This is a genomic window from Paenibacillus sp. J31R120 (genome assembly GCF_056269225.1).
The window spans coordinates 916,052-938,638 of sequence record NZ_JBWDNN010000001.1 but is presented as its reverse complement, the minus strand read 5'-3'; the positions used below and the strand labels follow the sequence as shown (position 1 = coordinate 938,638).

General features: G+C 51.6%; 20 protein-coding genes. All 20 read right to left on the bottom strand.

The features are described from left to right. Positions 1-79: 79 nt before the first annotated feature. Positions 80-2,770: an FtsK/SpoIIIE family DNA translocase gene (locus AC0YNW_RS04320; RefSeq protein ID WP_475830872.1), complete on the bottom strand. Its 2,691-nt coding sequence runs from the start codon at positions 2,768-2,770 to the stop codon at positions 80-82. A 76-nt stretch (positions 2,771-2,846) separates the two neighbouring features. Then, positions 2,847-3,074, bottom strand: a complete 228-nt coding sequence (locus tag AC0YNW_RS04315; RefSeq protein WP_387474827.1) for a YlzJ-like family protein — start codon at positions 3,072-3,074, stop codon at positions 2,847-2,849. Then, positions 3,071-3,793 carry a ClpP family protease gene (locus tag AC0YNW_RS04310; RefSeq protein ID WP_475831267.1) on the bottom strand — a complete coding sequence of 241 codons (723 nt, stop codon included), beginning with the start codon at positions 3,791-3,793 and terminating at the stop codon, positions 3,071-3,073. Before AC0YNW_RS04310 ends, AC0YNW_RS04315 begins: the two co-directional genes overlap by 4 nt. Before the next feature lie 234 nt (positions 3,794-4,027). Beyond that, the gene (locus tag AC0YNW_RS04305) at positions 4,028-5,707 is read right to left on the bottom strand and encodes a ribonuclease J (RefSeq protein ID WP_475830871.1); all 1,680 of its coding nucleotides are present in this window, start codon (positions 5,705-5,707) and stop codon (positions 4,028-4,030) included. 272 nt (positions 5,708-5,979) lie between these two features. Beyond that, positions 5,980-6,855: a 4-hydroxy-tetrahydrodipicolinate synthase gene (dapA, locus tag AC0YNW_RS04300; protein ID WP_475830870.1), complete on the bottom strand. Its 876-nt coding sequence runs from the start codon at positions 6,853-6,855 to the stop codon at positions 5,980-5,982. 198 nt (positions 6,856-7,053) lie between these two features. Next, positions 7,054-8,268: an aspartate kinase gene (gene dapG / locus AC0YNW_RS04295; protein ID WP_475830869.1), complete on the bottom strand. Its 1,215-nt coding sequence runs from the start codon at positions 8,266-8,268 to the stop codon at positions 7,054-7,056. A gap of 327 nt (positions 8,269-8,595) precedes the next feature. Beyond that, the gene (locus AC0YNW_RS04290; RefSeq protein ID WP_387474819.1) at positions 8,596-9,186 is read right to left on the bottom strand and encodes a dipicolinate synthase subunit B; all 591 of its coding nucleotides are present in this window, start codon (positions 9,184-9,186) and stop codon (positions 8,596-8,598) included. Further along, positions 9,183-10,082, bottom strand: a complete 900-nt coding sequence (gene dpsA, locus AC0YNW_RS04285) for a dipicolinate synthase subunit DpsA (protein WP_475830868.1) — start codon at positions 10,080-10,082, stop codon at positions 9,183-9,185. The genes AC0YNW_RS04290 and dpsA overlap by 4 nt, the downstream gene beginning before the upstream one ends. Before the next feature lie 126 nt (positions 10,083-10,208). After that, complete coding sequence (gene dut / locus AC0YNW_RS04280; protein WP_475830867.1) at positions 10,209-10,655, bottom strand: dUTP diphosphatase; 447 nt, start codon at positions 10,653-10,655, stop codon at positions 10,209-10,211. After that, entirely contained in the window at positions 10,636-11,901 is a 1,266-nt protein-coding gene (locus AC0YNW_RS04275) for a M16 family metallopeptidase (RefSeq protein WP_475830866.1), read from the bottom strand. The genes dut and AC0YNW_RS04275 overlap by 20 nt, the downstream gene beginning before the upstream one ends. A gap of 110 nt (positions 11,902-12,011) precedes the next feature. Continuing rightward, positions 12,012-13,016 carry a polysaccharide deacetylase family protein gene (locus tag AC0YNW_RS04270; protein WP_387474811.1) on the bottom strand — a complete coding sequence of 335 codons (1,005 nt, stop codon included), beginning with the start codon at positions 13,014-13,016 and terminating at the stop codon, positions 12,012-12,014. A gap of 173 nt (positions 13,017-13,189) precedes the next feature. Continuing rightward, the gene (gene pnp / locus AC0YNW_RS04265) at positions 13,190-15,292 is read right to left on the bottom strand and encodes a polyribonucleotide nucleotidyltransferase (RefSeq protein WP_475831266.1); all 2,103 of its coding nucleotides are present in this window, start codon (positions 15,290-15,292) and stop codon (positions 13,190-13,192) included. Positions 15,293-15,391: 99 nt separating this feature from the next. Continuing rightward, a complete protein-coding gene (gene rpsO, locus AC0YNW_RS04260) occupies positions 15,392-15,661 on the bottom strand; it encodes a 30S ribosomal protein S15 (RefSeq protein WP_119801362.1) in 270 nt (89 codons plus the stop codon). A gap of 175 nt (positions 15,662-15,836) precedes the next feature. After that, positions 15,837-16,781, bottom strand: coding sequence for a bifunctional riboflavin kinase/FAD synthetase (locus AC0YNW_RS04255; RefSeq protein ID WP_475830865.1), 945 nt, complete (start codon positions 16,779-16,781; stop codon positions 15,837-15,839). A gap of 115 nt (positions 16,782-16,896) precedes the next feature. Beyond that, a complete protein-coding gene (truB, locus tag AC0YNW_RS04250; protein WP_475830864.1) occupies positions 16,897-17,829 on the bottom strand; it encodes a tRNA pseudouridine(55) synthase TruB in 933 nt (310 codons plus the stop codon). A 3-nt stretch (positions 17,830-17,832) separates the two neighbouring features. Continuing rightward, a complete protein-coding gene (locus AC0YNW_RS04245) occupies positions 17,833-18,819 on the bottom strand; it encodes a DHH family phosphoesterase (protein ID WP_475830863.1) in 987 nt (328 codons plus the stop codon). Continuing rightward, entirely contained in the window at positions 18,819-19,175 is a 357-nt protein-coding gene (gene rbfA, locus AC0YNW_RS04240) for a 30S ribosome-binding factor RbfA (RefSeq protein WP_387474803.1), read from the bottom strand. Before rbfA ends, AC0YNW_RS04245 begins: the two co-directional genes overlap by 1 nt. Before the next feature lie 7 nt (positions 19,176-19,182). Then, on the bottom strand, positions 19,183-21,948 hold the full coding sequence (gene infB / locus AC0YNW_RS04235; protein WP_475830862.1) for a translation initiation factor IF-2: 2,766 nt from the start codon (positions 21,946-21,948) through the stop codon (positions 19,183-19,185). Next, the gene (locus tag AC0YNW_RS04230; RefSeq protein ID WP_475831265.1) at positions 21,917-22,270 is read right to left on the bottom strand and encodes a L7Ae/L30e/S12e/Gadd45 family ribosomal protein; all 354 of its coding nucleotides are present in this window, start codon (positions 22,268-22,270) and stop codon (positions 21,917-21,919) included. The genes infB and AC0YNW_RS04230 overlap by 32 nt, the downstream gene beginning before the upstream one ends. After that, positions 22,257-22,574: an RNase P modulator RnpM gene (gene rnpM, locus AC0YNW_RS04225; protein ID WP_387474798.1), complete on the bottom strand. Its 318-nt coding sequence runs from the start codon at positions 22,572-22,574 to the stop codon at positions 22,257-22,259. Before rnpM ends, AC0YNW_RS04230 begins: the two co-directional genes overlap by 14 nt. Positions 22,575-22,587: the final 13 nt, after the last annotated feature.

The following is a 22,587-nucleotide window of genomic DNA, read 5'->3' as shown; positions in this document are numbered from 1 at the left end:
AGTTCGCTTTAGGTAGCGTTACCTAACTCTAGTATGAGAAAGTTCCCCAGCTTCTATGCAGGCGATTATCGCATTTGGACTAAGAGCTGACCCGGCTTGCTTGCAGCTGCTCCAGCGTCATTAGCACCTCGCGAGGCTTGCTGCCTTCATACGGACCAACGACGCCTCTCGCTTCCATCTGATCAATCATTCTGGCCGCTCGCGTATATCCGACCCGCATTCTCCGCTGCAGGAGCGAGACGGAAGCTTGCTTCGCTTCAACGACGATTTGGACCGCTTGATCGAACAGCTCATCCAGCATCATATCCTGATTTTCCGTTTCTTCCTCGATTTCCGGCACCAGATCCTCTTTGTAGTCCGCTTCACCCTGATCCCGCGCGAAGGCGACAAGCGCTTCAACCTCCTGATCAGATAGGAACGCGCCTTGCACACGAATCGGCTTCGACATGCCTACAGGCAGGAACAACATATCGCCTCTGCCCAGCAGCTTCTCGGCTCCGGCCATATCCAGAATGGTTCGCGAGTCAACCTGCGACGATACGCCAAACGCAATACGCGACGGAATATTCGCTTTGATCACGCCGGTAATAACGTCAACCGACGGCCGCTGGGTGGCGATAATCAGATGAATCCCGGCTGCACGGGCCATCTGTGCCAATCTGGCAATGGAATCCTCGACATCTCCCGCCGCTACCATCATCAGATCCGCAAGCTCGTCTACAATAACTACAATGTAAGGAAGCACTGCAGACGGATTATCGGCCATTAGCGTATTGTAGCCTTCAATATTGCGCGTGGACGACTTGGAGAACAGCTCATACCGTTTCTCCATCTCTACTACAATCTTTTTCAGCGCAAGCGATGCTCTGCGTGGATCGGTCACGACAGGCGCCAGCAAATGAGGGATGCCGTTGTACACATTAAGCTCAACCATCTTAGGGTCGATCATCAAAAACTTCACTTCGTCAGGATGAGCTTTGTACAGAATGCTCGTAATTATGCCATTGATACATACCGATTTTCCGGAGCCCGTCGCTCCGGCTACAAGCAGATGGGGCATCTTGGCCAGGTTGCCGACGATCGTCTGACCGGAAATATCTCTGCCGAATGCAATAGACAGCTTGGAGGAAGAGTTATGGAACGCAGGTGTTTCCATTACTTCTCTCATCGTGACAACCGATACTTCCATGTTCGGAACCTCGATGCCGATAGCCGATTTCCCCGGAATGGGAGCCTCCATGCGCACATCTTTCGCTGCCAGCGCAAGCGCAATATCATCGGTCAAGCCCACAATCCGGCTGACCTTCACGCCGGTTGCTGGCTGTACTTCATAACGGGTAACTGCAGGGCCGCGTACAACATCCAGTACTTTCGCCTTCACGCCGAAGCTTTCGAGGGTCGCTTCAAGCTTCCGTCTGGAGTCATACATATCCGTAGCATCCGATCCTTTGGCCATTCCGCTCGGCTTATGCAGCAGTGTGAACGGAGGAAGCATATACGGCTTTTCCGCTGGAGACTCCCCATCGACCGGCCTTCTCGGAACAGCTCCCTCCGTATCTCCATCCGCAATAATGGCTTCAGAGTCTAGGAGTGGATTGGATCGCTGCTCTACACTCTCGGGTAGCTCCTCAATAGTTGGATGATATGCTTCTTCGCTAGAAGAAACGTCAGAAGTCAAAGTTTGATCTTCCGGCTCTGCGTCGTGGCGCGGCCACACCTGCTCGTCTTCCAAAGCTGGCGCAGTAGATGCTCCGTCTGTATTCCATTCATTATGTATAGCTGAACCTGGTACTGGATCAGCAACCGCCCAAGGAGGCTCATTGTCGTTAGTTACAGTAGCTTCGGTATTGACCGGACGCTCTCCGGAAGGCTCCCAATCGCCAGCCAATTCACTCTCCCAGACCGGCTTTGCACTCGTCTCGGAATGCTCATGCTGTGACAGCTGCCATTCGTCCTGCTGGTCCTGAGCCTTCGATTCCTGCTGCCCCTCCTGCTTCCACGCAAAAAACAGAGACTTGCGCTTCCGTCGCGGAGCGGGCTGATAATCATCCTCGTCCTCCATCGTCCCATCATGATCATTGGGCTGTACCTGTGCGGCAACGACGGCAACTTTCGCAGCTTTTCGCTTGCGCATCGCGCTTCGCTTAGCCATGAGCAGCTTGTACATGCTTCCTGCCCGTTTGCGTATGACTCCCAGCAATTCGACATAAGATTTGCCTGTAATCAACATAATGGAGATTGCGAACATCACAATATTAATAATTAGAGCACCGTAGTAGCCAAACAACATAAATAATAAGGAATATTGAATCGCGCCGATATAACCGCCGCTAATCGTCTTGTCTCGTATGGATACATCATTCGCAGGCGACACCGAAATCAATTGATCTCTGAGATCGGTGCCAAGTGTACTCATAATCACTCCACCCGATAGCGCTTCCCGCTCCACTCCCGCAAAACGGAGATTCACCTCGGAGATGGAGCTGCTTAATGTGAAAGCGAGCACGAGAATAAGGAGGCCTGTCCTTCTGCTTGACCAGCTTTTGGGCCATGCCCGCTTCACCATAACGCTAAGTCCAACGTAAACCCCGATAAGAGCCAGCACAAAATAAAACTTGCCTAGAGCAAGGCCGAACAGCTTGGACAATGCGCGGCCTACAGCCGCTTCGCCCGACAGGGCAATGATCGATATCGTAATAAGCAATATGCCGTAAACTTCGTATTTTAATTGAGCGCCAATGGATTTCTTTCGTCTCTTTTTCTTCGCCAATTCCGTCACCTCTGGTCTACCATTATAGCACAGATATTGGTTAAGGGGCTACGAAAGAGCGCAACAATGGGAACACTTATTCTTTTATTTCGTTGTAGGGGATCACAGCGCCCGGCATGAAAGCCGGGTTCAAATAATCGTGAAGGCTGCAGTCCAATAAACGTACAATTCGTCCCATGCCAGGCGCAACGGGAATAACTTGCATTTTGATGCCTCTCACCGTCACCTCATGCATGGGTTTGTCCTGCTCATCATGGATGCCTTGCAGCACCAGTTCTAACGGCATTACAGTATGAAGCGTCATTGCGGCACGCCTCCCGGCATCGGCATCGGCATCGGCATAGAGGCTCTGCGCATTTCAATCATCGCATTCAATTCCCGCAGCGATTCGCCCAGCCCGCCTACCGCATCAATCAAACCATGCCGGACAGCGTCCGTACCGATAACAGTTGTTCCGATATCTCGTGTCAGCTCTCCTGTCTTGAACATCAGATCCTTGAAGGTATGCTCCATAACCTTGGAGTGGGAGGTGACGAATCGAACAACCCTCTCCTGCATTTTATCCAAATACTCGAAGGTCTGAGGTACGCCAATGACCAATCCGTTCATTCGGATGGGATGAATGGTCATCGTAGCCGTCTCGGCAATAAATGATTTATTGCCAGCAACAGCAATCGGAACGCCAATAGAATGTCCGCCTCCAAGTACAAGCGTCACCGTAGGCTTCGACAAGGAGGAAATCATCTCCGCAATCGCAAGTCCTGCTTCCACATCGCCGCCTACCGTGTTTAATACGATCAGCACGCCTTCAATCTTATGGTTTTGCTCTGCAGCGACAAGCTGCGGGATAATATGCTCGTATTTGGTTGTCTTATTTTGCGGCGGCAATATGAGATGTCCTTCCACCTGACCAATAATGGTCATGCAAAAAATATTCGATTCCGTCGGCACAGGAGTTAACGCTGTACCAAGCTGCTGAATATTTTCCACAACACTGCCCATTTTTCTCTTGTCATCCGGCATAGCCGGGTCCGGCTGGTCGCTTCTGTAAGCTGTTGGATCAAACGGATTTGTCATTTGGTCATGTCCCCTTTGATGGCAATGAATAGCTCGTCATAGTATGGAATGGAGTCATAATTTTATACAGCACCCGTTAAGAAGAAGTCCGGTTTATTGGCAGCCATGTCTAACAACAAAAAACGCTCTTTCATCCTCATAGGATAAAAGAGCGCTTCATAGGTGATGGGTTTACGTCGCTTACACTTCCATAATAATCGGCAGTATCATTGGACGACGACGCGTTTGTTCATATAGGAATCTGCCGAGCGCATCCTTTACATTGGTCTTAAGGGATGCCCACTCGTTCACTTTATCGTTCATCAACTTGTTCAGCGTCGATGTTACGATGCGGTTCGCTTCATCAAGAAGACCTTCCGATTCGCGTACATAGACAAAGCCGCGCGAGATAATGTCCGGACCGGACATGATCGTGCCGTCCTGCTTGCTGAGGGTAACGACGACAACAAGGATACCGTCTTGGGACAAAAGTTTGCGGTCGCGGAGCACGATATTGCCTACGTCTCCAACGCCAAGACCGTCAATCAGGACATTGCCTGCTTGGACCTTGGAGCCCTTGCGAGCATTGCCGCCTTGGAATTCCACGGTATCGCCGTTATCGATAACGAAGATATTCTCACGTTCTATGCCAATCGATTCACCAAGCTTGGCGTGCTGGCGAAGCATGCGGTATTCGCCATGAATTGGGATAAAGTACTTCGGTTTGATCAGGTTGAGCATAAGCTTAAGCTCTTCCTGGCTGCCGTGACCGGATACGTGTACGCCGGATACGGAGCCTGGACCGTAGATGACGTTAGCGCCAAGACGGAACAGCTCGTCTACCGTACGTCCAACATAACGCTCGTTGCCCGGAATTGGCGTCGCGGCAATGATCACCGTATCCCCTGGCAAAATGTCAACCTTGCGATGCGTGGAGCGTGCCATGCGTGTAAGCGCCGACATCGGCTCGCCTTGACTGCCTGTGCACAAAATTACCACTCGGTCGGCTGCAAGTTTGTTCACTTCTTCCGGCTCGATAATCATTCCTTCTGGAATGTTCAAGTATCCAAGCTCTGAAGCGATGCCAACTACGTTGACCATGCTGCGACCTACGACAGCAATCTTGCGGCGAGTTGCGATCGAGGCGTTAATGATTTGTTGAATCCGATGTACGTTCGATGCGAATGTCGCAACGACTACACGTTGTGTCGACTTGCGGAATATATCTTCCAGCTCTTCGCCGACATTGCTCTCGGATGGTGTGTAGCCCGGACGCTCCGCGTTCGTGCTGTCGGACAACAGTGCCAAAACGCCGCGGCTGCCGATTTCGGCAATGCGCTGCAAGTCGGCGAATTGATCGTTGACCGGGGTATGATCGAATTTAAAGTCGCCCGTATGAACGACAATGCCTTCCGGTGTATCCAGGCTGACGCCTACGGAGTCCGGGATACTGTGATTAGTCTTGAAGAAGGTCGCGCGAATGGAGCCCATTTGAACTTCGGAATCGGCGTTAATGAGGATACGCTTGGTTTCCCCGAGCAAGCCCGCTTCCTTCAATTTTCCTTCAATAAGTCCAAGCGTTAGCTTCGTGCCATATACCGGCACATTCAGATGTCTGAGAACATAAGGCAGACCGCCAATATGATCCTCGTGACCATGGGTAATGAGAATACCGCGAACTTTGTCGCGATTCTCTGTCAAATAAGAGATGTCCGGAATGACAATATCAATGCCGAGCATGTCCTCTTCTGGGAATTTCAGGCCGGAGTCAACAACGACGATATCGTTGTTATACTGAATAACGTACATATTTTTACCAATTTCGCCTACTCCGCCTAGTGCAAATATAAGCAGCTTATCCTGGTTGTTCTTTTTAGACAAGTGGATCTATACCTCCTACGGTAAATGTAATGTGAAAAAAACAAATAAACTTGCAATCTATGCGTATTACAATAAACGTCAGATGCCGCTCTGACGATCATTTCTTCATGTTCAATTTTGCCGCACCCATTCACTTGATTTCATTATACATGATGAAAAAGCTGGAACACAAGTCATACAAGTCAATCGTTTCAAACTTATTGCCGGGAGCCTTTAGCAAATAATAAAGCCGGTGCTGTATGCACCGGCTCAGGTATAAATAATTTTATAAATTACAAGACCAGGTCGCGCAGAAACTTGGCTTCTGCTTCGTTCGCGTCCACAAGCGGCAGACGTACCGAACCTACCGGCAGTCCCTTCAGCCCTAGCGCATATTTGACAGCGACCGGATTCGGCACTGGATGCGGACAGTAGAATAGTCCTTTGAAGATCGGGAACAATTCACCGTTCAGGCGCGCTGCCTCTGCGACCTTGCCGCTTACATAAGCATCGATCATTTGCTTCATTTTGGCGCCTACGATATGACCTGCCACGCTTACAATGCCGTATGCTCCCACTGACAATGCCGGCAGCGTCGCACTGTCATCCCCGCTGTATACGAGGAAGCCTTCCGGTGCCCCGCTGACGATTTGGGTCAGCTGTTCCAGCGATGCGCAGTCCTTGGTCGCCACTACATTGTCCAGTTGAGCCAGTCTGAGCGTCGTATCGACGGAGATGTTAACACCTGTGCGCCCCTCTACATTATAGAGGATAATAGGCAGCTTGGTTGCTTCCGCAATGGCTTTGAAATGCTGGTACAAGCCCTCTTGGGATGGCTTGTTGTAGTACGGAGCAACAAGCAAGATTCCATCAACGCCGCATGCTTCCGCCTCCTGCGTCAGGTGGATGGAATGGGCTGTATTATTGCTTCCCGTGCCTGCAATAACCTTGCAGCGGCCCGCTGCATGCTTCACGACAAAACGGAACAGCTCCAGCTTCTCGCCGTCCGAGAGCGTCGGGGATTCCCCTGTTGTCCCGGCGACTACCAGACTGTCGCTTTGCTGCTCTTCTATTAAGTAATCGACTAGCTTCCCAGCTGTTTGCCAATCAATTTGTCCATGTGCGTCGAACGGTGTTACCATTGCCGTGATCAATCTTCCGAATTCCATCTGGGAACCTCCTAAAAGTTTGCGAAGCAAACTTGCTTCGTAAGCATTCACTTAAAGTTTGCGAAGCAAACTTGCTTCGTAAGCATTCGCCTAAAGTTTGTGGAGCAACTAGCTTTATATGATAAAGTTTGAAAACAAACTTACCTCATTAGCACTGTATCGTATTATAGCATGATTTTTATTCATAACTCTATAAACCTATCGGTGAAGGTCGAATTTGGCATGCAGGGCGCGCAGCGCTTTAGCCATATCCGCTTCTTGTACGAGCACCCATATCGTCGTATTGGAGTCGGCGGACTGCATGATGGTAATGCCTTGCTCCGTTAAAGCCTCAACGATGCGAGCCATCACGCCGGGCTGGCCATTCATCCCCCCGCCTATGACTGATATTTTGGCACAGCCGTGTATCGCCTGGGGGGTGAATCCCCCTGCTGCCAGCAGCTCTAAGGCGTGCCGGGCATCCTGATCGAATACCGTGTATACAGCTCCGCTTGGTGTTACATTAATAAAATCGACGCTGATATGATGTTTGGCCATCGTCTGAAACACCTGCAACTGCATATCTGATCGGCCCTCTAACGCCCTTACCGTTATTTGCGTAACGCCTGCCACATGTGCGATGCCCGTCACCGGTCTATCCTTAAAGGCCTGTTCAACTTTGGCGACTGACTTGTCTGTTACGAGCGTACCCGTCCCATCAGAGAAGGTAGATCGGACACGGACCGGAATATGGGCTTGCTGCGCGATCTCCACAGCACGCGGGTGAATGACTTTAGCTCCTTGCCTGGCCATGTTGCCTATCTCCGCATACCCTACCACATCAAGAGGTCTAGCCTCGCTGACAATTCGGGGATCTGCAGTCAATATCCCGTCTACGTCCGTATAAATATCAATCATCTCCGCTCGCAAAGCAGCGCCAAGCGCCGTTGCGGATGTATCGCTGCCGCCGCGCCCCAGTGTCGTCATATCGCCGCTTGCCGTCACGCCTTGAAAGCCGGTGACGATGACAACCTTCCCGTCATGCAGCAGCTTGAGCAGGCGCTCCGTCTGGATGGACTTAATTCGCGCGGAACCGAATTGCTCGTCGGTCACAATGCCTGCTCCTCCGCCTGTTAAAGCGGCTGCCTGAATACCATGGGACTGGAGCATACTGCATAAAGCGGCTGCGGAGATGATCTCCCCGCAGCCGAGCAGCATATCCAGCTCTCGTGCAGGCAATGAATTGCCGTTGTCACGAATAAGCGAGAGCAGCGTATCCGTCGCATACGGTTCGCCTCTGCGGCCCATGGCCGAGACGACGACCACGACAGCATATCCGCTCTCCCGCTCTCTAGTAATATGATGAATAACGCGTTCTCTTGCATAATCGGTAGATAGCGAGGTTCCTCCGAATTTCTGAACCAAAATTCGCATACCGTCAGCCTCCATCATCGACCGAAGACGAAAGCAGCGTCATACCCGTGCCTTATCCATTAACCTTATGTGATGTGTATTCGACGATCTGAACGGTATTCCTTGCAGCGCTTGTTTAGAAGGTTCTCGGAGATAATCCGCATACCGAGACCGCGCTTATGAACGAGGTCGCGATTCAAGCGGCCATCGGATACGCAAGTCATTCTGACGTATCCGCCGCAAGCGGGTATTACTGATTGGCTTCATGGTCAGGCGAGTATCATGCCCGCACATCCGCCAGCCGCTGCCTGGCATCTTCCAGTTCTTAGTTGTTCTTCAGTGTTAGTATCAGGAATGTCTCTCTATCAGCAGAGGCTGAAGCTGCTTGCCTTGCAAAGCGGCCTCGCACGCTTCCATAACCAGATCCATTCTGGCAACCAGAGAATTCGGCTTCTGAATCGGATTATCTTGACCGAAAGGCACAAAATAGATATGTTTAGCCACTAACAACTTTGCTATATTAGCGGCATTCAATCCAAGACCGTCATTCGTCGAAATGGCGAGTACAACGGGACGACTGTTGCGCATTTGCGCCTTTGCCGCCATAAGCACCGCACTGTCGGTAATCGCATTTGCCAGTCTGCTTGTCGTGTTGCCCGTACAAGGAGCAATAACAAGGACATCCAGCAGCTTCGATGGACCGAGCGGCTCCGCCTGCACAATCGTCGAAATGATTTCATTGCCTGTAATACCGGTAAGCTGCTCCTGCCATTCCTTCGCCGTGCCGAATCTTGTATCTGTCGTAATCAGCGTATTCGACACAATAGGCACAACGTTCGCACCCGCATCGACAAATCGCTTAATCTCCGGCATCACTTCGGCAAATGTGCAATGGGAACCCGAGAGGGCATAGCCGACCGTCATTCCATTCCAATTCATATCCCATTCCCCCGCTTAATCGTATCGTCCATAATCAACTGACTCAAGCAATCCGCTATGATACGTCCAGCTGTCTTAGGCGCCACGATACCGGGAAGTCCGGGTGCAAGCATCGCTTTAATTCCCCGCTTCTCCGCGAAACGAAAATCCGTTCCGCCAGGCTTCGACGCAAGGTCGATAATAACGGCCCGAGATGGTAAATTTGCGATAATTTGCGCTGTGACTATCATAGTCGGAATTGTATTAAAAAGCAAGTCGATATTGCCCACATTTTGCAGCAAACCGCCCATGTAGAAAGGCTCGAAACCCATCTCGGATGCCCGTGCGAAATGCTCAGAACGTCTGACGCCGACCTTCACTTTGGCACCTAATCCCTGAAGCGTTCTTGCCATGGTGAATCCGGTTCTGCCGAAACCAAGCACCATGGAACTCGACCCGTGTATCGTAATATCGGTATGCTGGATCGCCATCATCAAGGCGCCTTCCGCTGTAGGAATGGAATTGTAGATCGCTACATCGTCACGATCGAACAGCTCGATCAGCGAAAGTCCGCGGGTCTCGCATAGCTGCCGCAAATAAGGCTTTGCCATTCCGGTATAAACGGTGCAATGCTGCGGCAGTCTCGCGAAATGCGAATCCGTCAATTTCATCTCGCGGTCGCTGAATACAGCATGGATTAACCCCTGTTCATCGGTCCCGACCGCAGGCAGCAGCAGAGCGTCTGCACCTTCGAACAGCGTTTCATCGAACTCTGCGTGTACGGCGCCGTCAAGCGATGAATGCAATCCGTCAAATCCGCATACCGTGACGGAAGCATCCAGCTCGCTCAGCTTACGGATCACTTCAAGCTGTCTCGCGTCGCCGCCAAGCAGCAGCACTTGAACGCCAGTTAACATCGGGCTTCACTCCCTTCTGGCAAATAGATATAGACTATCGTATGCTTGCGCCCAAAGGGGGGTGAAAAAACAATAAAAAAAGATCGAAGCGCCTAATCGCTCCGATCCTTATGCCTTCTTATTCCGTTACTTCACGCCGGTATGTCCGAAGCCGCCAGCGCCGCGCACCGTATCCGGCAATTCCGCTGCCTCTTCGATGACAACAGCCGGAACCTGCTGGAATACCATCTGCGCAATCCGCTCCCCGCGTACAATCGTGAACGGCTCTTGGCCCAAATTAACGAGCAGCACCTTCACCTCGCCGCGATAATCCGCATCAATGGTTCCCGGCGAATTCAGGCACGTAATGCCATGCTTGTAAGCAAGCCCGCTTCGTGGTCGGATCTGTGCTTCAAGCTCCATTGGCATTGCCATTGCAAATCCTGTCGGCACCAGCATCCGCTCGCCGGGAGCCAGGACGAGCGGTTCGCCTACCGCCGCCTGCAGGTCAAAGCCCGCTGCCCACTCCGACATTTTGCGCGGAATCGCGATATCATCATTGCCTTCCAATCGTTTAAACAGCACCTGGTACATATTGATCCCTCCTAAGCTTAGACGCTTCCTTGTCGCTTGATCCGACCATGGCGACCGCGAACGGCATAGCAAGCATCTTCCTCGTGACGTCTTGTATATCTTCCATGGTCACATTATCAATTCGATTCAACAGTTCGTCAAGCGTGTAATGCTGACCCAGCATTAGTTCGTTTTTGCCGATCCGGTTCATCCGGCTGCTTGTGCTCTCCAGACTTAGAATGAGCGAGCCCTTCAGCTGCTCCTTCCCGCGATGAAGCTCATCCTCGGCAAGTCCTTTGACAGACAGCTCGTTGATTTGCTCCAATGTCAGATCAAGCACTTCTTTTGTCTGCTTTGGAGCTGTTCCTGCATATACGGTAAACAAGCCGGAATCGGCATAGCCCATATGATAGGAATACACAGAGTAAGCAAGTCCCCGCTTCTCTCTGATCTCCTGGAACAATCGCGAGCTCATCCCTCCGCCCAGCGCATTATTAAGCAAAATCATGGCATAAAGCTGCTTATCCTTATTCGACAATCCGGGGAAGGTCATGCAGATATGGTTCTGCTCCGTTTTCTTCTTATAAAAGATATATTCTCCCTGGAATGCCGGCGCCTCGGGAACCGTAGGCTCCGCATGGTTGGAAAATCCACCGAAGTGAGACTCCAGCAACTCCAGCAGCCCCGCTTCCTCCACGTTGCCAGCCACACTAACAACTATATTCTCAATCGTATAGCGCTCTTTCATATACCCTTTGAGGATATCTGGCCCCATCGCTTCCAGACGTTCCTTAATGCCCAGGATGGAATAAGCGAGCGGATGTTGGCCATACGATGCGCGAGATGCTTCGTCATGCACTTTGTCATCCGGCGTATCTTCGTACATGGCGATTTCCTCTAATATAACGTTTTTCTCCTTCGCCAGTTCTCCTTCATCGAATTGGGAGTTGAAGAACATGTCGGACAGCGCATCCACTGCAAGAGGAAGATGCTCATCAAGCACCTTTGCAAAGTAACAGGTATATTCCTTAGCCGTAAAAGCATTCACATTGCCGCCAATGCCATCAAACAGGTCGGCGATATCTTTGGCGGTGCGCTTCTCTGTTCCTTTGAACAGCATGTGCTCGATAAAATGGGAAATGCCGTTATTATCCTTCGTCTCATTGCGCGAGCCGGTTTTCACCCAAATGCCGAATGAGACCGAACGCACAGTCGGTATGTATTCCACGACAACGCGCAGTCCGTTGCTAAGCGTATATTTGTTCAACTGTTGCCCTCCTAAATTTACGAAGTAAGAACAAACTTCGTAATCATTAGCTAAAGTCTTGTGAAGCAAAAATTGCTTCGCAAGCTTTAAACATGAATGATACCACTATATCAAAATACGTGAGCTCCCTCAACACGTGGAATCACTCGATCGGATGACAACGTCTCGCTGACCGTGCCGATCGCGTAGCCTTTGGCGAACGCACTGTCGATCATACCGGCCAGCGCATCGCGAGTGGTTGCCGTCGGATGCATCAGGATGAGCGATCCAGGCTCCAGCTTTGAAGAAATTTTTCGGATAACCGCATCAGCTGGCGGCTTCCGCCAATCGACTGTATCGATTGTCCACAGTACAGTGCTCAGCCCCTGATCTCTTGCGATTTGCACGGTGGCAGCATTGTATGATCCTGATGGAGGAGCAAACCATTTATTTTCGACTTGCAAAAGCTCCTTCAAGAGCTGCTCCGTTTTCGCGATCTGATTGTATTGCTCTGATCTGCTTAAGGACTTCATATCCGGATGGGAATACGCATGATTGGACAGCTCATGACCTGCCTCCTGTATCTTTTTAGCCACATCCACATTTTTCTTCAGCCAGCTGCCGTCCAGGAAAAAAGTTGCCTTAACTCCTTTGTCCTGCAGCGTCTGAAGAATCGGATCCATATATTCATTTCCCCATGCCACATTAATCATGAGGGAAATCATCGGCTTCTCCGGGTTGCCCCGATAGATCGGCTGAGGCCCTAGCTGGGATAGCTGAATTTTCGGCGCAATCTCTTTGTATTGATAAGAAATCGGACTATTGCGCGGCGCCTTCAGCGCAGCCTCATAAGTCTTGTCGATATCGATGGATAGTCCATTATAGCCAGGAATCGCAAACCATACGCGATCTAATCGCGCATCGATCGGCGCGACCGACCTTGTCTCCGCTTCCGCTACGATCGCTTGATAAAGCTCCCGCTTCTCTTCCTCTGAATAAACGGGCTGCCCGATTGCCTGAACCGCGTCACCCGCCTTGACTGTAGCAATGAAGGATGCAATATCCCCGTTCATTTTTACGAAAACGAGTATCATCAGCATACTCGCCGCAATAGCGGCGGCTTTCTTCAGATGCATATGCCCCACTCCATTTCCATCAGTCGCGCGAGAGACAGGTGCCTATGCGCTCATGAACCAATGTATGAGCAGGAGGACAAGAATATGCTCGTCTCCATAAAAACAAAAAAGAGACAGATGGCTCTGACTCTTTGGCTTATGCTATAGGCTGGGCCGGGGATAGCCCGCTCGTCTTAAGACTGAGCAGGCTCCTCTGCCGTAAGAATCGCTTTGCGCGACAGATTGATTCTGCCTTGCTGGTCGATCTCCGTCACCTTAACTGTAATTTGATCGCCAATCTTCACAACGTCCTCACATTTCGCTACGCGCTCTGTGGACAGCTGGGAGATATGGACAAGTCCGTCTTTGTTAGGCAGAATCTCGACGAATACGCCGAATTTCTCGATGCGTTTTACCGTTCCAAGATAAATTTCGCCTATCACGACTTCCTTCACGATGCCCTCGATAATCGCTTTGGCCTTTTGGTTCATCTCTTCATTCGAAGAAGCAATGAATACCATGCCGTCTTGCTCGATATCGATTTTTACGCCGGTCTCTTCAATAATTTTGTTGATGATTTTGCCGCCGGCGCCAATAACGTCACGGATTTTGTCCGGGTTAATGCGAAGGGTCAAAATCTTAGGCGCATACTTGGACAAATTCGTGCGCGGCGCGGACATTACTTCGGTCATTTTGCCCAAAATGTGCATCCGTCCTTGACGTGCTTGCTCAAGCGCTTGCTCCAGAATGCTGCGGTCGATGCCGTCGATTTTGATATCCATCTGAATGGCTGTTACACCCTCAGCAGTACCCGCAACCTTAAAGTCCATATCACCAAGGTGATCTTCCATGCCTTGAATATCAGACAGGATCGAGAAGTGGTCTCCGTCTTTGATCATACCCATTGCGATACCCGCTACAGGCGCTTTAATCGGAACACCGGCATCCATCATTGCAAGCGTACTTGCACAGATACTAGCTTGGGAAGTTGAACCGTTCGATTCCAGAACCTCGGACACCAGGCGGATCGTGTACGGGAAGTCCGCTTCCGATGGAATAACCTTCGACAATGCACGTTCGCCAAGAGCGCCGTGGCCGATTTCCCTGCGGCCAGGAGGACGCAACGGACGAGCCTCGCCTACGCTGAACGGCGGGAAATTGTAATGATGCATGAAGCGCTTCGTTTCCTCTGGCGAGATGCCGTCGAGGATTTGCACGTCACCCATTGCTCCGAGCGTACAGATGCTAAGCGCTTGCGTCTGACCGCGTGTGAACAGGCCGGAGCCGTGTGTACGAGGCAGCAGTGCAACGTCGCATTCGATTGGACGGATTTCGTCGAGTCCGCGGCCGTCTGGACGCACTTTATCATGCGTGATTAAGCGGCGCACTTCTTCCTTGACGATATCGTACAGTACTTCCTTCACATCGGACAACAGCTCAGGCGTATCCGCATATTGCGCTTCGAAATGAGCGACAGTATCGGCGTTAACCGCATCGATCGCTTCTTGACGCGCGTGCTTCTCCGCAATTTTGATCGCATCCACAAGACGTGCGGAAGCAAAGGCGCGAACATCACTGTTGACAGTAGCATTTACCGTATGTAGCTTAACAGCCATCTTCTCTTTGCCGGTCAGTGCCTGCAGTTCTTCAATCTTCGAGACGATGGATTTAATCTCGTTATGTCCGAACATGATCGCTTCCAGTATGACAGCTTCCGAAACCTCACTAGCTTCAGCTTCTACCATCATAATCGCATCTTTAGTACCTGCGACAACGACAAAAATATCTGTCTCTTGCTCTTGAGCTACCGTTGGATTAATAACGAATTGTCCGTTCACACGACCCACAACAACCCCGCCAATAGGGCCGTTAAATGGTACATCGGAGATCGAAAGCGCAGCGGAAGTGCCGATCATTGCCGCGATTTCTGGCGAGTAGTCTTGATCCACACTCATTACAATATTCGCAACTTGAATGTCATTACGGAATCCATCCGGAAATAGTGGACGAATCGTACGGTCTGTCAAACGGCTGGACAGAATCGCTTTTTCGCTCGGTCTTCCTTCACGCTTAATGAATCCGCCAGGAATTTTGCCGACAGCATACAAACGTTCCTCATAGTTGACAGTCAGCGGGAAAAAATCCAAGTCTTTTGGTTCCGAAGAAGCGGTAACGGTACATAAGATAACCGTCTCTCCATAACGAACCGTAACTGCCGCATTGGCTTGTTTGGCCAATCGTCCTGTTTCCAGAACCAGTGGTCTGCCGCCAAGCGACATTTCAATACGTTGAAGCATCATAGTCCCTCCTTTTTCCTATTACAAAAAGCAACCCGAACCCCTGTTCCAGAGAACTGGAGGTCGGGATGAATCAGGTTGCTTTTCGTCACGCATGTTTTAACGGCGAAGGCCGAGTTTTTCGATCAATGCGCTGTAACGTCTTACGTCTTTGTTCTTCAGGTAAGCAAGCAGCTTACGGCGTTGACCAACCATCTTCAGCAAGCCGCGACGGGAATGATGATCCTTCTTGTGCTCGCGCAAGTGTTGAGTCAAGTTCACGATGTTTTCCGTAAGGATAGCGACTTGAACTTCAGGAGAACCCGTATCGCTCGCGTGAGTTTTGTGAGTTTCAATCAGTTCATTTTTGCGTTCTTGAGTGATTGCCATCCTAGTTCACCTCCTTCTTTGTAATCGCCATTAGCCTCGCTGCCGACGGTGAGATCGGGCAACCAAGCTAAGGTTCAGTATGCGGCTGGCTGCTCGTCCACAGTATGAACCCTATGCCAGTCACAACATTCTAAAGTATAGCATAAGTGTTCCCTGTTTGTCGAGAAAAGCCCGCTTAAAGTTCGGTGAGCAGTGCTCTCGCCCGATCAGAATCCGCGGCAATCTGTGCAATCAGCTCTGTGACAGAACCAAACTTCTGCTCCGGTCTAATAAAGTATCGGAACTGTACGGTCATCTCCATACCATAGATGTCCTCGTCGAAGTCGAACAGATGCGCTTCCATCACCGGTACAATCTCCGACTTGTTGAAGGTCGGCTTCATCCCGTGATTCAGCACGCCGCTGTATGACTTGCCGTCCACCCAAGCCGTAATGGCGTATACGCCGAGGCTTGGCGAGACATAAGGAGCTTTCAATTCCAGATTCGCTGTAGGGAAGCCAATCGTTCGTCCTCTTCCGTCTCCATGGACGACCGTGCCGACGACCTCATACGAACGGCCCAGCAAGGTATGGGCCATCGCCAGGTCGCCTGTCTCCAGCGATTCTCTCGTATAGGTACTGCTTACTTTCTTGCCGTTCTCGAAGAGCGGCTCGACGATATCGATCGTAAAATCGCTGCCGCCAAGCTCGCGGAGCATCTCCGCATTGCCCGAGCCCCGGTTGCCGAACGTAAAGTCAAAGCCGACGACGGCATGCTTCACGCCTAGCGGGATCAGCACGTCCGATACGAATAGCCCCGGCGTCAAAGCCGCAAACGTATGGTCGAACTTCATCACGAACACAACGTCGATGCCCAGCTCCTCGAATAATCTCATCTTGCTCTCCATTGGCGTCAAGCAGCGGTAATACTGGTCGCCGTGGCCCAATACTTCTTTGGGATGCGGTGAGAAGGTCAAGACGGCTGATAACATGTCCGACTTGCGGGCATGCGCTACAGCTTGCCTTACGACATTCTGGTGGCCGCGGTGCACACCATCAAAATGGCCCATCGCAACGGCAATTGGTTTGCCGTTGCAGCCGTCCGCTTGACTCAAAGGATATGATAAAGGAATAATTTCCATCGATGACACCTGCATTTCTACATGAACTTTAATGGTGCTTCCGCGAATGACGCATCGCCCTTCGCGGAAGTCCAGCTAACGTTGTGCGGTGAATCCCGGGTCAATCGTCGTGATGTTAGGGTTGGCTGGAATCCGAAAATACTTTGACTGGTCTCACCTGCGAGGTGTCGACATCCACTTGGAATATGCCTAGAAAACTTCCGCTCGCGGAAGATTCGTACAAGCGGACAAGCTCGTCCTGCTTCCACTCTCCAGCTCCCAGAGCAGCTTGCGACAGCTGCAGCTTCTGACCCCGCAGCGCTTGCTGCGCGGAATGCGGTGATACCGTCGCATACGGAATATGGGCAATCGCCTGGTCAGCCGCAATGAGATGCTGCTCAAGCTCACCGGCTTGAACGAGCTCACCAATCTGCTCCAGCGTAAGGCATCCCTCCGCCGATATGCCGCCTGACATCGTCCTAACCAGCTTCGCCATCGTAGCGGGAAGCCCAAGCGCTTTTCCGATATCTACGCATAACGTACGAATGTACGTGCCTTTGGAGCAAACAACCGAAAACGTAATTTCAGGCTGGTCGCCTTCCAAATCCGCTTTCAGCAAGGAAATCGCATGAATGGTTACTTCCCTGGACTTGCGCTCAACCGTCTTGCCTTCTCTCGCCAATTCATACAGACGCTTCCCGTCTACTTTGACCGCCGAGAACATGGGAGGAACCTGATCGATCGTCCCGAGAAACCGTTGCAGCACTTCCTCGATTTGAGCTTCGCTGAGCGTACCGACTGGCTGCCGGTCGATGATCTCGCCCGTCAGATCCTCCGTGTCGGTAGCGATGCCTAGTCTGAGTACCGCTTCATAGGCTTTAGGCCTCTCCTGCACATATTCAACGACCCTTGTGGACCGGCCAAGGCATAAGGGCAATACACCCGTAACCATAGGGTCCAGTGTGCCGGTATGTCCAACTCGTTTCAGCTTAAGCAGCCGTCTAACTTTGGCTACGACATCATGAGATGTCCAGCCCTCCGGCTTCCAAACGGCCAAAATACCATCCATCGGTTATACCAACGCCTTTCTAACTGCTTCTACCAAACCGCTCATCGCGCCCCCAAGCGGCCCTTCCAATCTGCAGCCGGATGCGCGCACATGTCCGCCTCCGCCAAAGGATTGGGCAATTGCCGCAACATCCGCCTTGCCGGCTGAACGCATGCTGGCTTTCACGGCGCCATCGCTCGTCTCCTTGAAGAGAATGCCGACTTCTACGCCATCTACGTTAAGCGCATAATTCACGATGCCTTCCAGATCCTCAGGAACGGCCCCGCACGCGGCCAGGTCTTCCTTGCCGATGTAGAGCCAGCCGATCTTCAAATCTTCGCTGAAGGTCAATCTCGCAAGTGCGGTTTGAAGCAGCTTCAGCTTGGCAATCGTCATTTTCTCCAGCAGATGATCAGCAAGTTCGCTTCCGGATACGCCGAGTCCCAGCAAGCTGGCGGCAATCTCCATGACGCGAGGGGTTGTATTGGAATAGCGGAATCCGCCCGTATCGGTAAGCAGACCTGTATAGATGGCCTTTGCGCATTCCAGATCCGGCGTGAATCCCGCATGAATGATCAGATCGTACAATATTTCAACTGTCGCCGCGGCTTCGGGACGAATGACATTAACGGTACCAAAGCCGTTATTCGTCGGATGATGATCGATGTTGAGCAGGCGGCAGTTCTCCGGAAACATGGAGGCCACGTCTCCAATGCGGCGATAATCGGCGCAATCGATCGCGATAACCGCATCGAAGGAAATGTCCGGCTGCTCATACTTTAACGATAGGATATGGTCAAAGCCGCGCAAATATTGCAGACGGCCAGGCAGCTCGCTCTCATTGATCATGACTGCCTTTTTGCCTAGTCGTTCAAGCAGCCAACTGACGACCAGCGTCGAGCTGATGGCGTCTCCATCCGGCTGAACATGCGACACGACAAGGAAGGAAGCATTGGCCTTTATAAAGGCCAATGCTTCATCCAACTGCTGTACCATTTGGTTACCGCTCATCAATTCGATTCGTTCCCGCGGTTTATATCTTCAAGCAGCGATTCAATGCGGCTGCCATATTCGATGCTGCTGTCGAATTTGAATAGCAGCTCCGGTGTATGGCGCAGCTTCATGCGCTTGCCCAGCTCGGAACGCAGGTAGCCTGTTGCACTTGCCAATGCTTTAAGTGTTGCTTCCTTTTGTTCGTCATTGCCAAGCACGCTCAGATAGATGCGAGCTTGAGACAAATCGCTGGTTGTCTCGACACCAGTTACCGTAATGAATCCGATACGAGGATCTTTGAGCTCCATCTGGATAATTTGGCTCAGCTCTTTTTTAATCTGTTCGCTGACCCGTCCTACGCGTATTTTTGCCATGCTTTAATCACCTCTCTACCGTTTCCATGACAAACGCTTCAATCATATCTCCCTCTTTAATATCGCTAAAGCGATCAAGCGTTATACCGCACTCATAGCCTTGGGCCACTTCTTTGGCATCATCCTTGAACCGTTTGAGGGAGTCGATTTTGCCTGTATAGACAACAATACCGTCGCGAATGACTCTTGCTTCTGCAGCGCGCGTGATCTTGCCGTCCACAATCATCGAACCGGCAATTGCGCCGACTTTTGTTACCTTGAATACGTTGCGCACTTCGGCATGGCCGATAACAACTTCTTTGTAGATCGGATCCAGCATGCCTTTCATGGCTTGCTCGATCTCGTCAATTACGTTATAAATAACGCGGTGCATGCGCACGTCAACTTTCTCTTGACCAATTGTCGCTTCCGCTTGAGGGTCTGGACGGACGTTAAAGCCGATGACAATTGCATTCGAAGCGGATGCCAGGATGATATCCGATTCTGTAATGGCGCCTACGCCATTATGAATAATCTTGACGCGCACGCCTTCGATATCAATCTTCGCCAGGGAGCCTTTAAGCGCCTCTGCGGAACCTTGAACGTCGGCTTTAATAATCACGTTAAGGTCCTTGATCTCTCCGTCTTTGATATGCGTATACAGATCATCCAGTGTAACGCGCGTGTTCGCGCCCATCTCGGATTGGCGATGCTTGATCGCACGGCGTTCTGCGATTGCGCGTGCTTTGCGCTCGTCTTCGAACACCATAAACGGATCGCCCGCTTGCGGCACTTCAGTCAAGCCTGTAATCTCAATCGGAGTCGAAGGACCTGCTTCCTTCAGTCTGCGGCCACGATCGTTCACCATCGCTCTGACACGGCCGAAGCAGTTGCCCGCTACGAATGCGTCACCGATCTTAAGCGTACCGTGCTGCACGAGAATACGTGCCACTGGGCCTTTGCCTTTGTCCAGCTCGGCTTCAATAACCGTTGCTCTGGCGCGCTTGTTCGGATTTGCCTTGAACTCGTTCACTTCTGCAACGAGCAAGATCATCTCAAGCAAGCCTTCCAGATTAATGCGCTGCTTGGCGGACACTTCAACGAAGATCGTATCGCCGCCCCACTCTTCAGGTACAAGCTCATACTCCGTCATTTCTTGCTTGATTTTATCCGCGTTCGCTTCCGGCTTATCGATTTTGTTCACTGCAACAATAATCGGTACGCCAGCCGCTTTCGCGTGGTTGATCGCTTCTACCGTTTGAGGCATGATGCCGTCATCCGCAGCTACGACGATAATTGTAATATCTGTTACTTGTGCACCGCGTGCACGCATGAGCGTGAACGCTTCATGGCCTGGTGTATCCAGGAACGTAATCTTTTTGCCGTTGATCTCGACTTGGTATGCGCCGATATGCTGTGTAATGCCGCCGGCTTCAGCACCTGTTACGTTCGTTTTGCGAATCGAATCCAGGAGTGTTGTTTTACCATGGTCGACGTGACCCATGATGGTCACAACCGGAGGACGGCCAATCAAAACCTCTTCGTCATCGTTCTCTTCCACGTTCTCGAAGTCGTCTTCCTCAACCGGAATCTTCACTTCAACTTCTACGCCGTATTCGCCAGCGATCAGAAGAATCGCATCCATATCGATTTCCTGGTTGATCGTCGCCATTACGCCGAGGAATAGAAGCTTCTTGATGACTTCAGAAGCGTCCTTATGCAGCAGCTTCGCCAGATCGCCGACAGTCAGCGTGCCGCGGACAATAATTTTCTTCGGTGTATTGTCGATTTTCTCACGCGGAGGCTGTTGCGGGCCTCTGTTGTTACGGCCTTTGCCGCCACGGTTGTTGCCGCGGTTGCCGCCATAGCCTGGACGACCGTCCTCGAAACGCTTCTGATTGCCGCCACTGCGGTTGTTCTTGTTGCCGCCACGGTCATCACTGCCGCTGCGAGGTTGCGATCTGCCTGCATTGGAATCAAAGCTGCGGCTTTGTCCTTGTGGAGCTTGAGCCGGACGATTGCCGGATGGTGCGCCTGAGCCGCCTTGACCGAAGGAGCGGTTGCCGCCTCCGCCTTGGCCTTGACCCTGACCGGCAGGACGATTGCCCTGATAGCCGCCGCCTTGGCCGCCGGACGGACGATTGCCGCCTTGACCTTGGCCTGCTGGACGGTTCCCTTGATAGCCGCCCTGGCCTTGACCGGACGGACGGTTGCCTTGATAGCCTTGACCGCCGGATGGACGGTTGCCTCCGCCCTGACCTTGACCGGACGGACGATTGCCTTGATAGCCTTGGCCGCCGGACGGACGATTGCCGCCTTGCTGGCCTTGACCGGATGGACGGTTGCCGCCGCCTTGACCTTGTTGGCCTTGGCCGGACGGACGAGCACCTTGATTGCTTTGCTGTGGTCTTTGTTCACGTTGCTGCTCTGAAGGTTGTTGTGTTTTCGTATTAATAGAGTTCATTGTCCCCTGTCTGTCTTGAGATGTTGTATTCGCGGTCTGTTGCCCGCTTTGAGAAGATTGCCCGCGATTGGCAGGCGCCTGAGCTGCGGATACGGCTGCGCCGCTTGATTCTTGGGCGCGCTTTGCCGCAGCGTTCGCTTTGATATCCCGGAAGAATCCTTCCACTTTATGCACCATTTGATTTTCCATGACACTCATGTGGTTGTTCACTGGCAAATTCAAGCGTTTTAGGATCGTAATAATTTCTTTACTGCTCATATTAAGCGACTTCGCGTATTCGTACACGCGCAGCTTGTCTTTATTGTCTTTGCTCTCCTGTTTGTTGCTCAATAGGATCCACCTCCGTATTTTGGCTCAGATGACTTCCAATCATTTTTCCGAATTGCATATCGGTAACCGCCAGCACGACGCGTTCAGGCTTGCCTATCGCCCTTCCTAGCTGCTCTCGATCGAATGCCTCGGCGAGTTGTATTCCGTAGGTGCCGCATTTATCTCGAAATTTTTTCTTCGTGTTGTCGGACGCATCTCCTGCGAGAATGACGAGATGGGCTTTGCCTGCTCTTACAGCTTTGAGCACAATTTCATCACCAGTGATGAGCTTTCCCGCTCTCATCGCCATTCCGAGCTGCGACAGCACCTTATTCGTCTTCATCATCCGGCGTCTGCTCCTTTGTTGCAATGAATTGCTCCTCCACCGCAATGAAATCTTGTTCCAGCTGATCGTATATATGCTCGCCGACAGGCTGCTTCAATGCCCGGTCCAGCGCTTTCGATTTCTTCGCAAGTTTGAAGCAAGCGACTTTCCCGCACAGATATGCTCCGCGACCGGCTTTTTTGCCGGTCAAATCGATGCCGACTTCTCCATCCGGTGTGCGCACGACCCGAATGAGCTCCTTCTTCGGCATCATATCCTGGCAAGCGACGCACTTGCGAAGCGGTACTTTCCTCGGTCTCACCGTACACCCTCCT

Coding starts and splice junctions, on each gene's coding strand:
- dut (WP_475830867.1), bottom strand. CDS start 10,655: ATGTACCAGGTGCTGTTTAAACGATTGGAAGGCAATGATGATATCGCG.
- truB (WP_475830864.1), bottom strand. CDS start 17,829: ATGGATGGTATTTTGGCCGTTTGGAAGCCGGAGGGCTGGACATCTCAT.
- AC0YNW_RS04245 (WP_475830863.1), bottom strand. CDS start 18,819: ATGAGCGGTAACCAAATGGTACAGCAGTTGGATGAAGCATTGGCCTTT.
- dpsA (WP_475830868.1), bottom strand. CDS start 10,082: ATGTTAACTGGCGTTCAAGTGCTGCTGCTTGGCGGCGACGCGAGACAG.
- AC0YNW_RS04270 (WP_387474811.1), bottom strand. CDS start 13,016: ATGCATCTGAAGAAAGCCGCCGCTATTGCGGCGAGTATGCTGATGATA.
- rbfA (WP_387474803.1), bottom strand. CDS start 19,175: ATGGCAAAAATACGCGTAGGACGGGTCAGCGAACAGATTAAAAAAGAG.
- rpsO (WP_119801362.1), bottom strand. CDS start 15,661: ATGGCAATCACTCAAGAACGCAAAAATGAACTGATTGAAACTCACAAA.
- AC0YNW_RS04315 (WP_387474827.1), bottom strand. CDS start 3,074: ATGACGCTTCATACTGTAATGCCGTTAGAACTGGTGCTGCAAGGCATC.
- AC0YNW_RS04230 (WP_475831265.1), bottom strand. CDS start 22,270: ATGAAGACGAATAAGGTGCTGTCGCAGCTCGGAATGGCGATGAGAGCG.
- AC0YNW_RS04310 (WP_475831267.1), bottom strand. CDS start 3,793: ATGCCGGATGACAAGAGAAAAATGGGCAGTGTTGTGGAAAATATTCAG.
- dapA (WP_475830870.1), bottom strand. CDS start 6,855: ATGGAATTCGGAAGATTGATCACGGCAATGGTAACACCGTTCGACGCA.
- AC0YNW_RS04290 (WP_387474819.1), bottom strand. CDS start 9,186: ATGAATTGGAATGGAATGACGGTCGGCTATGCCCTCTCGGGTTCCCAT.
- AC0YNW_RS04255 (WP_475830865.1), bottom strand. CDS start 16,781: ATGGAAATTATTCCTTTATCATATCCTTTGAGTCAAGCGGACGGCTGC.
- pnp (WP_475831266.1), bottom strand. CDS start 15,292: ATGCTTCAACGTATTGAAATGTCGCTTGGCGGCAGACCACTGGTTCTG.
- dapG (WP_475830869.1), bottom strand. CDS start 8,268: ATGCGAATTTTGGTTCAGAAATTCGGAGGAACCTCGCTATCTACCGAT.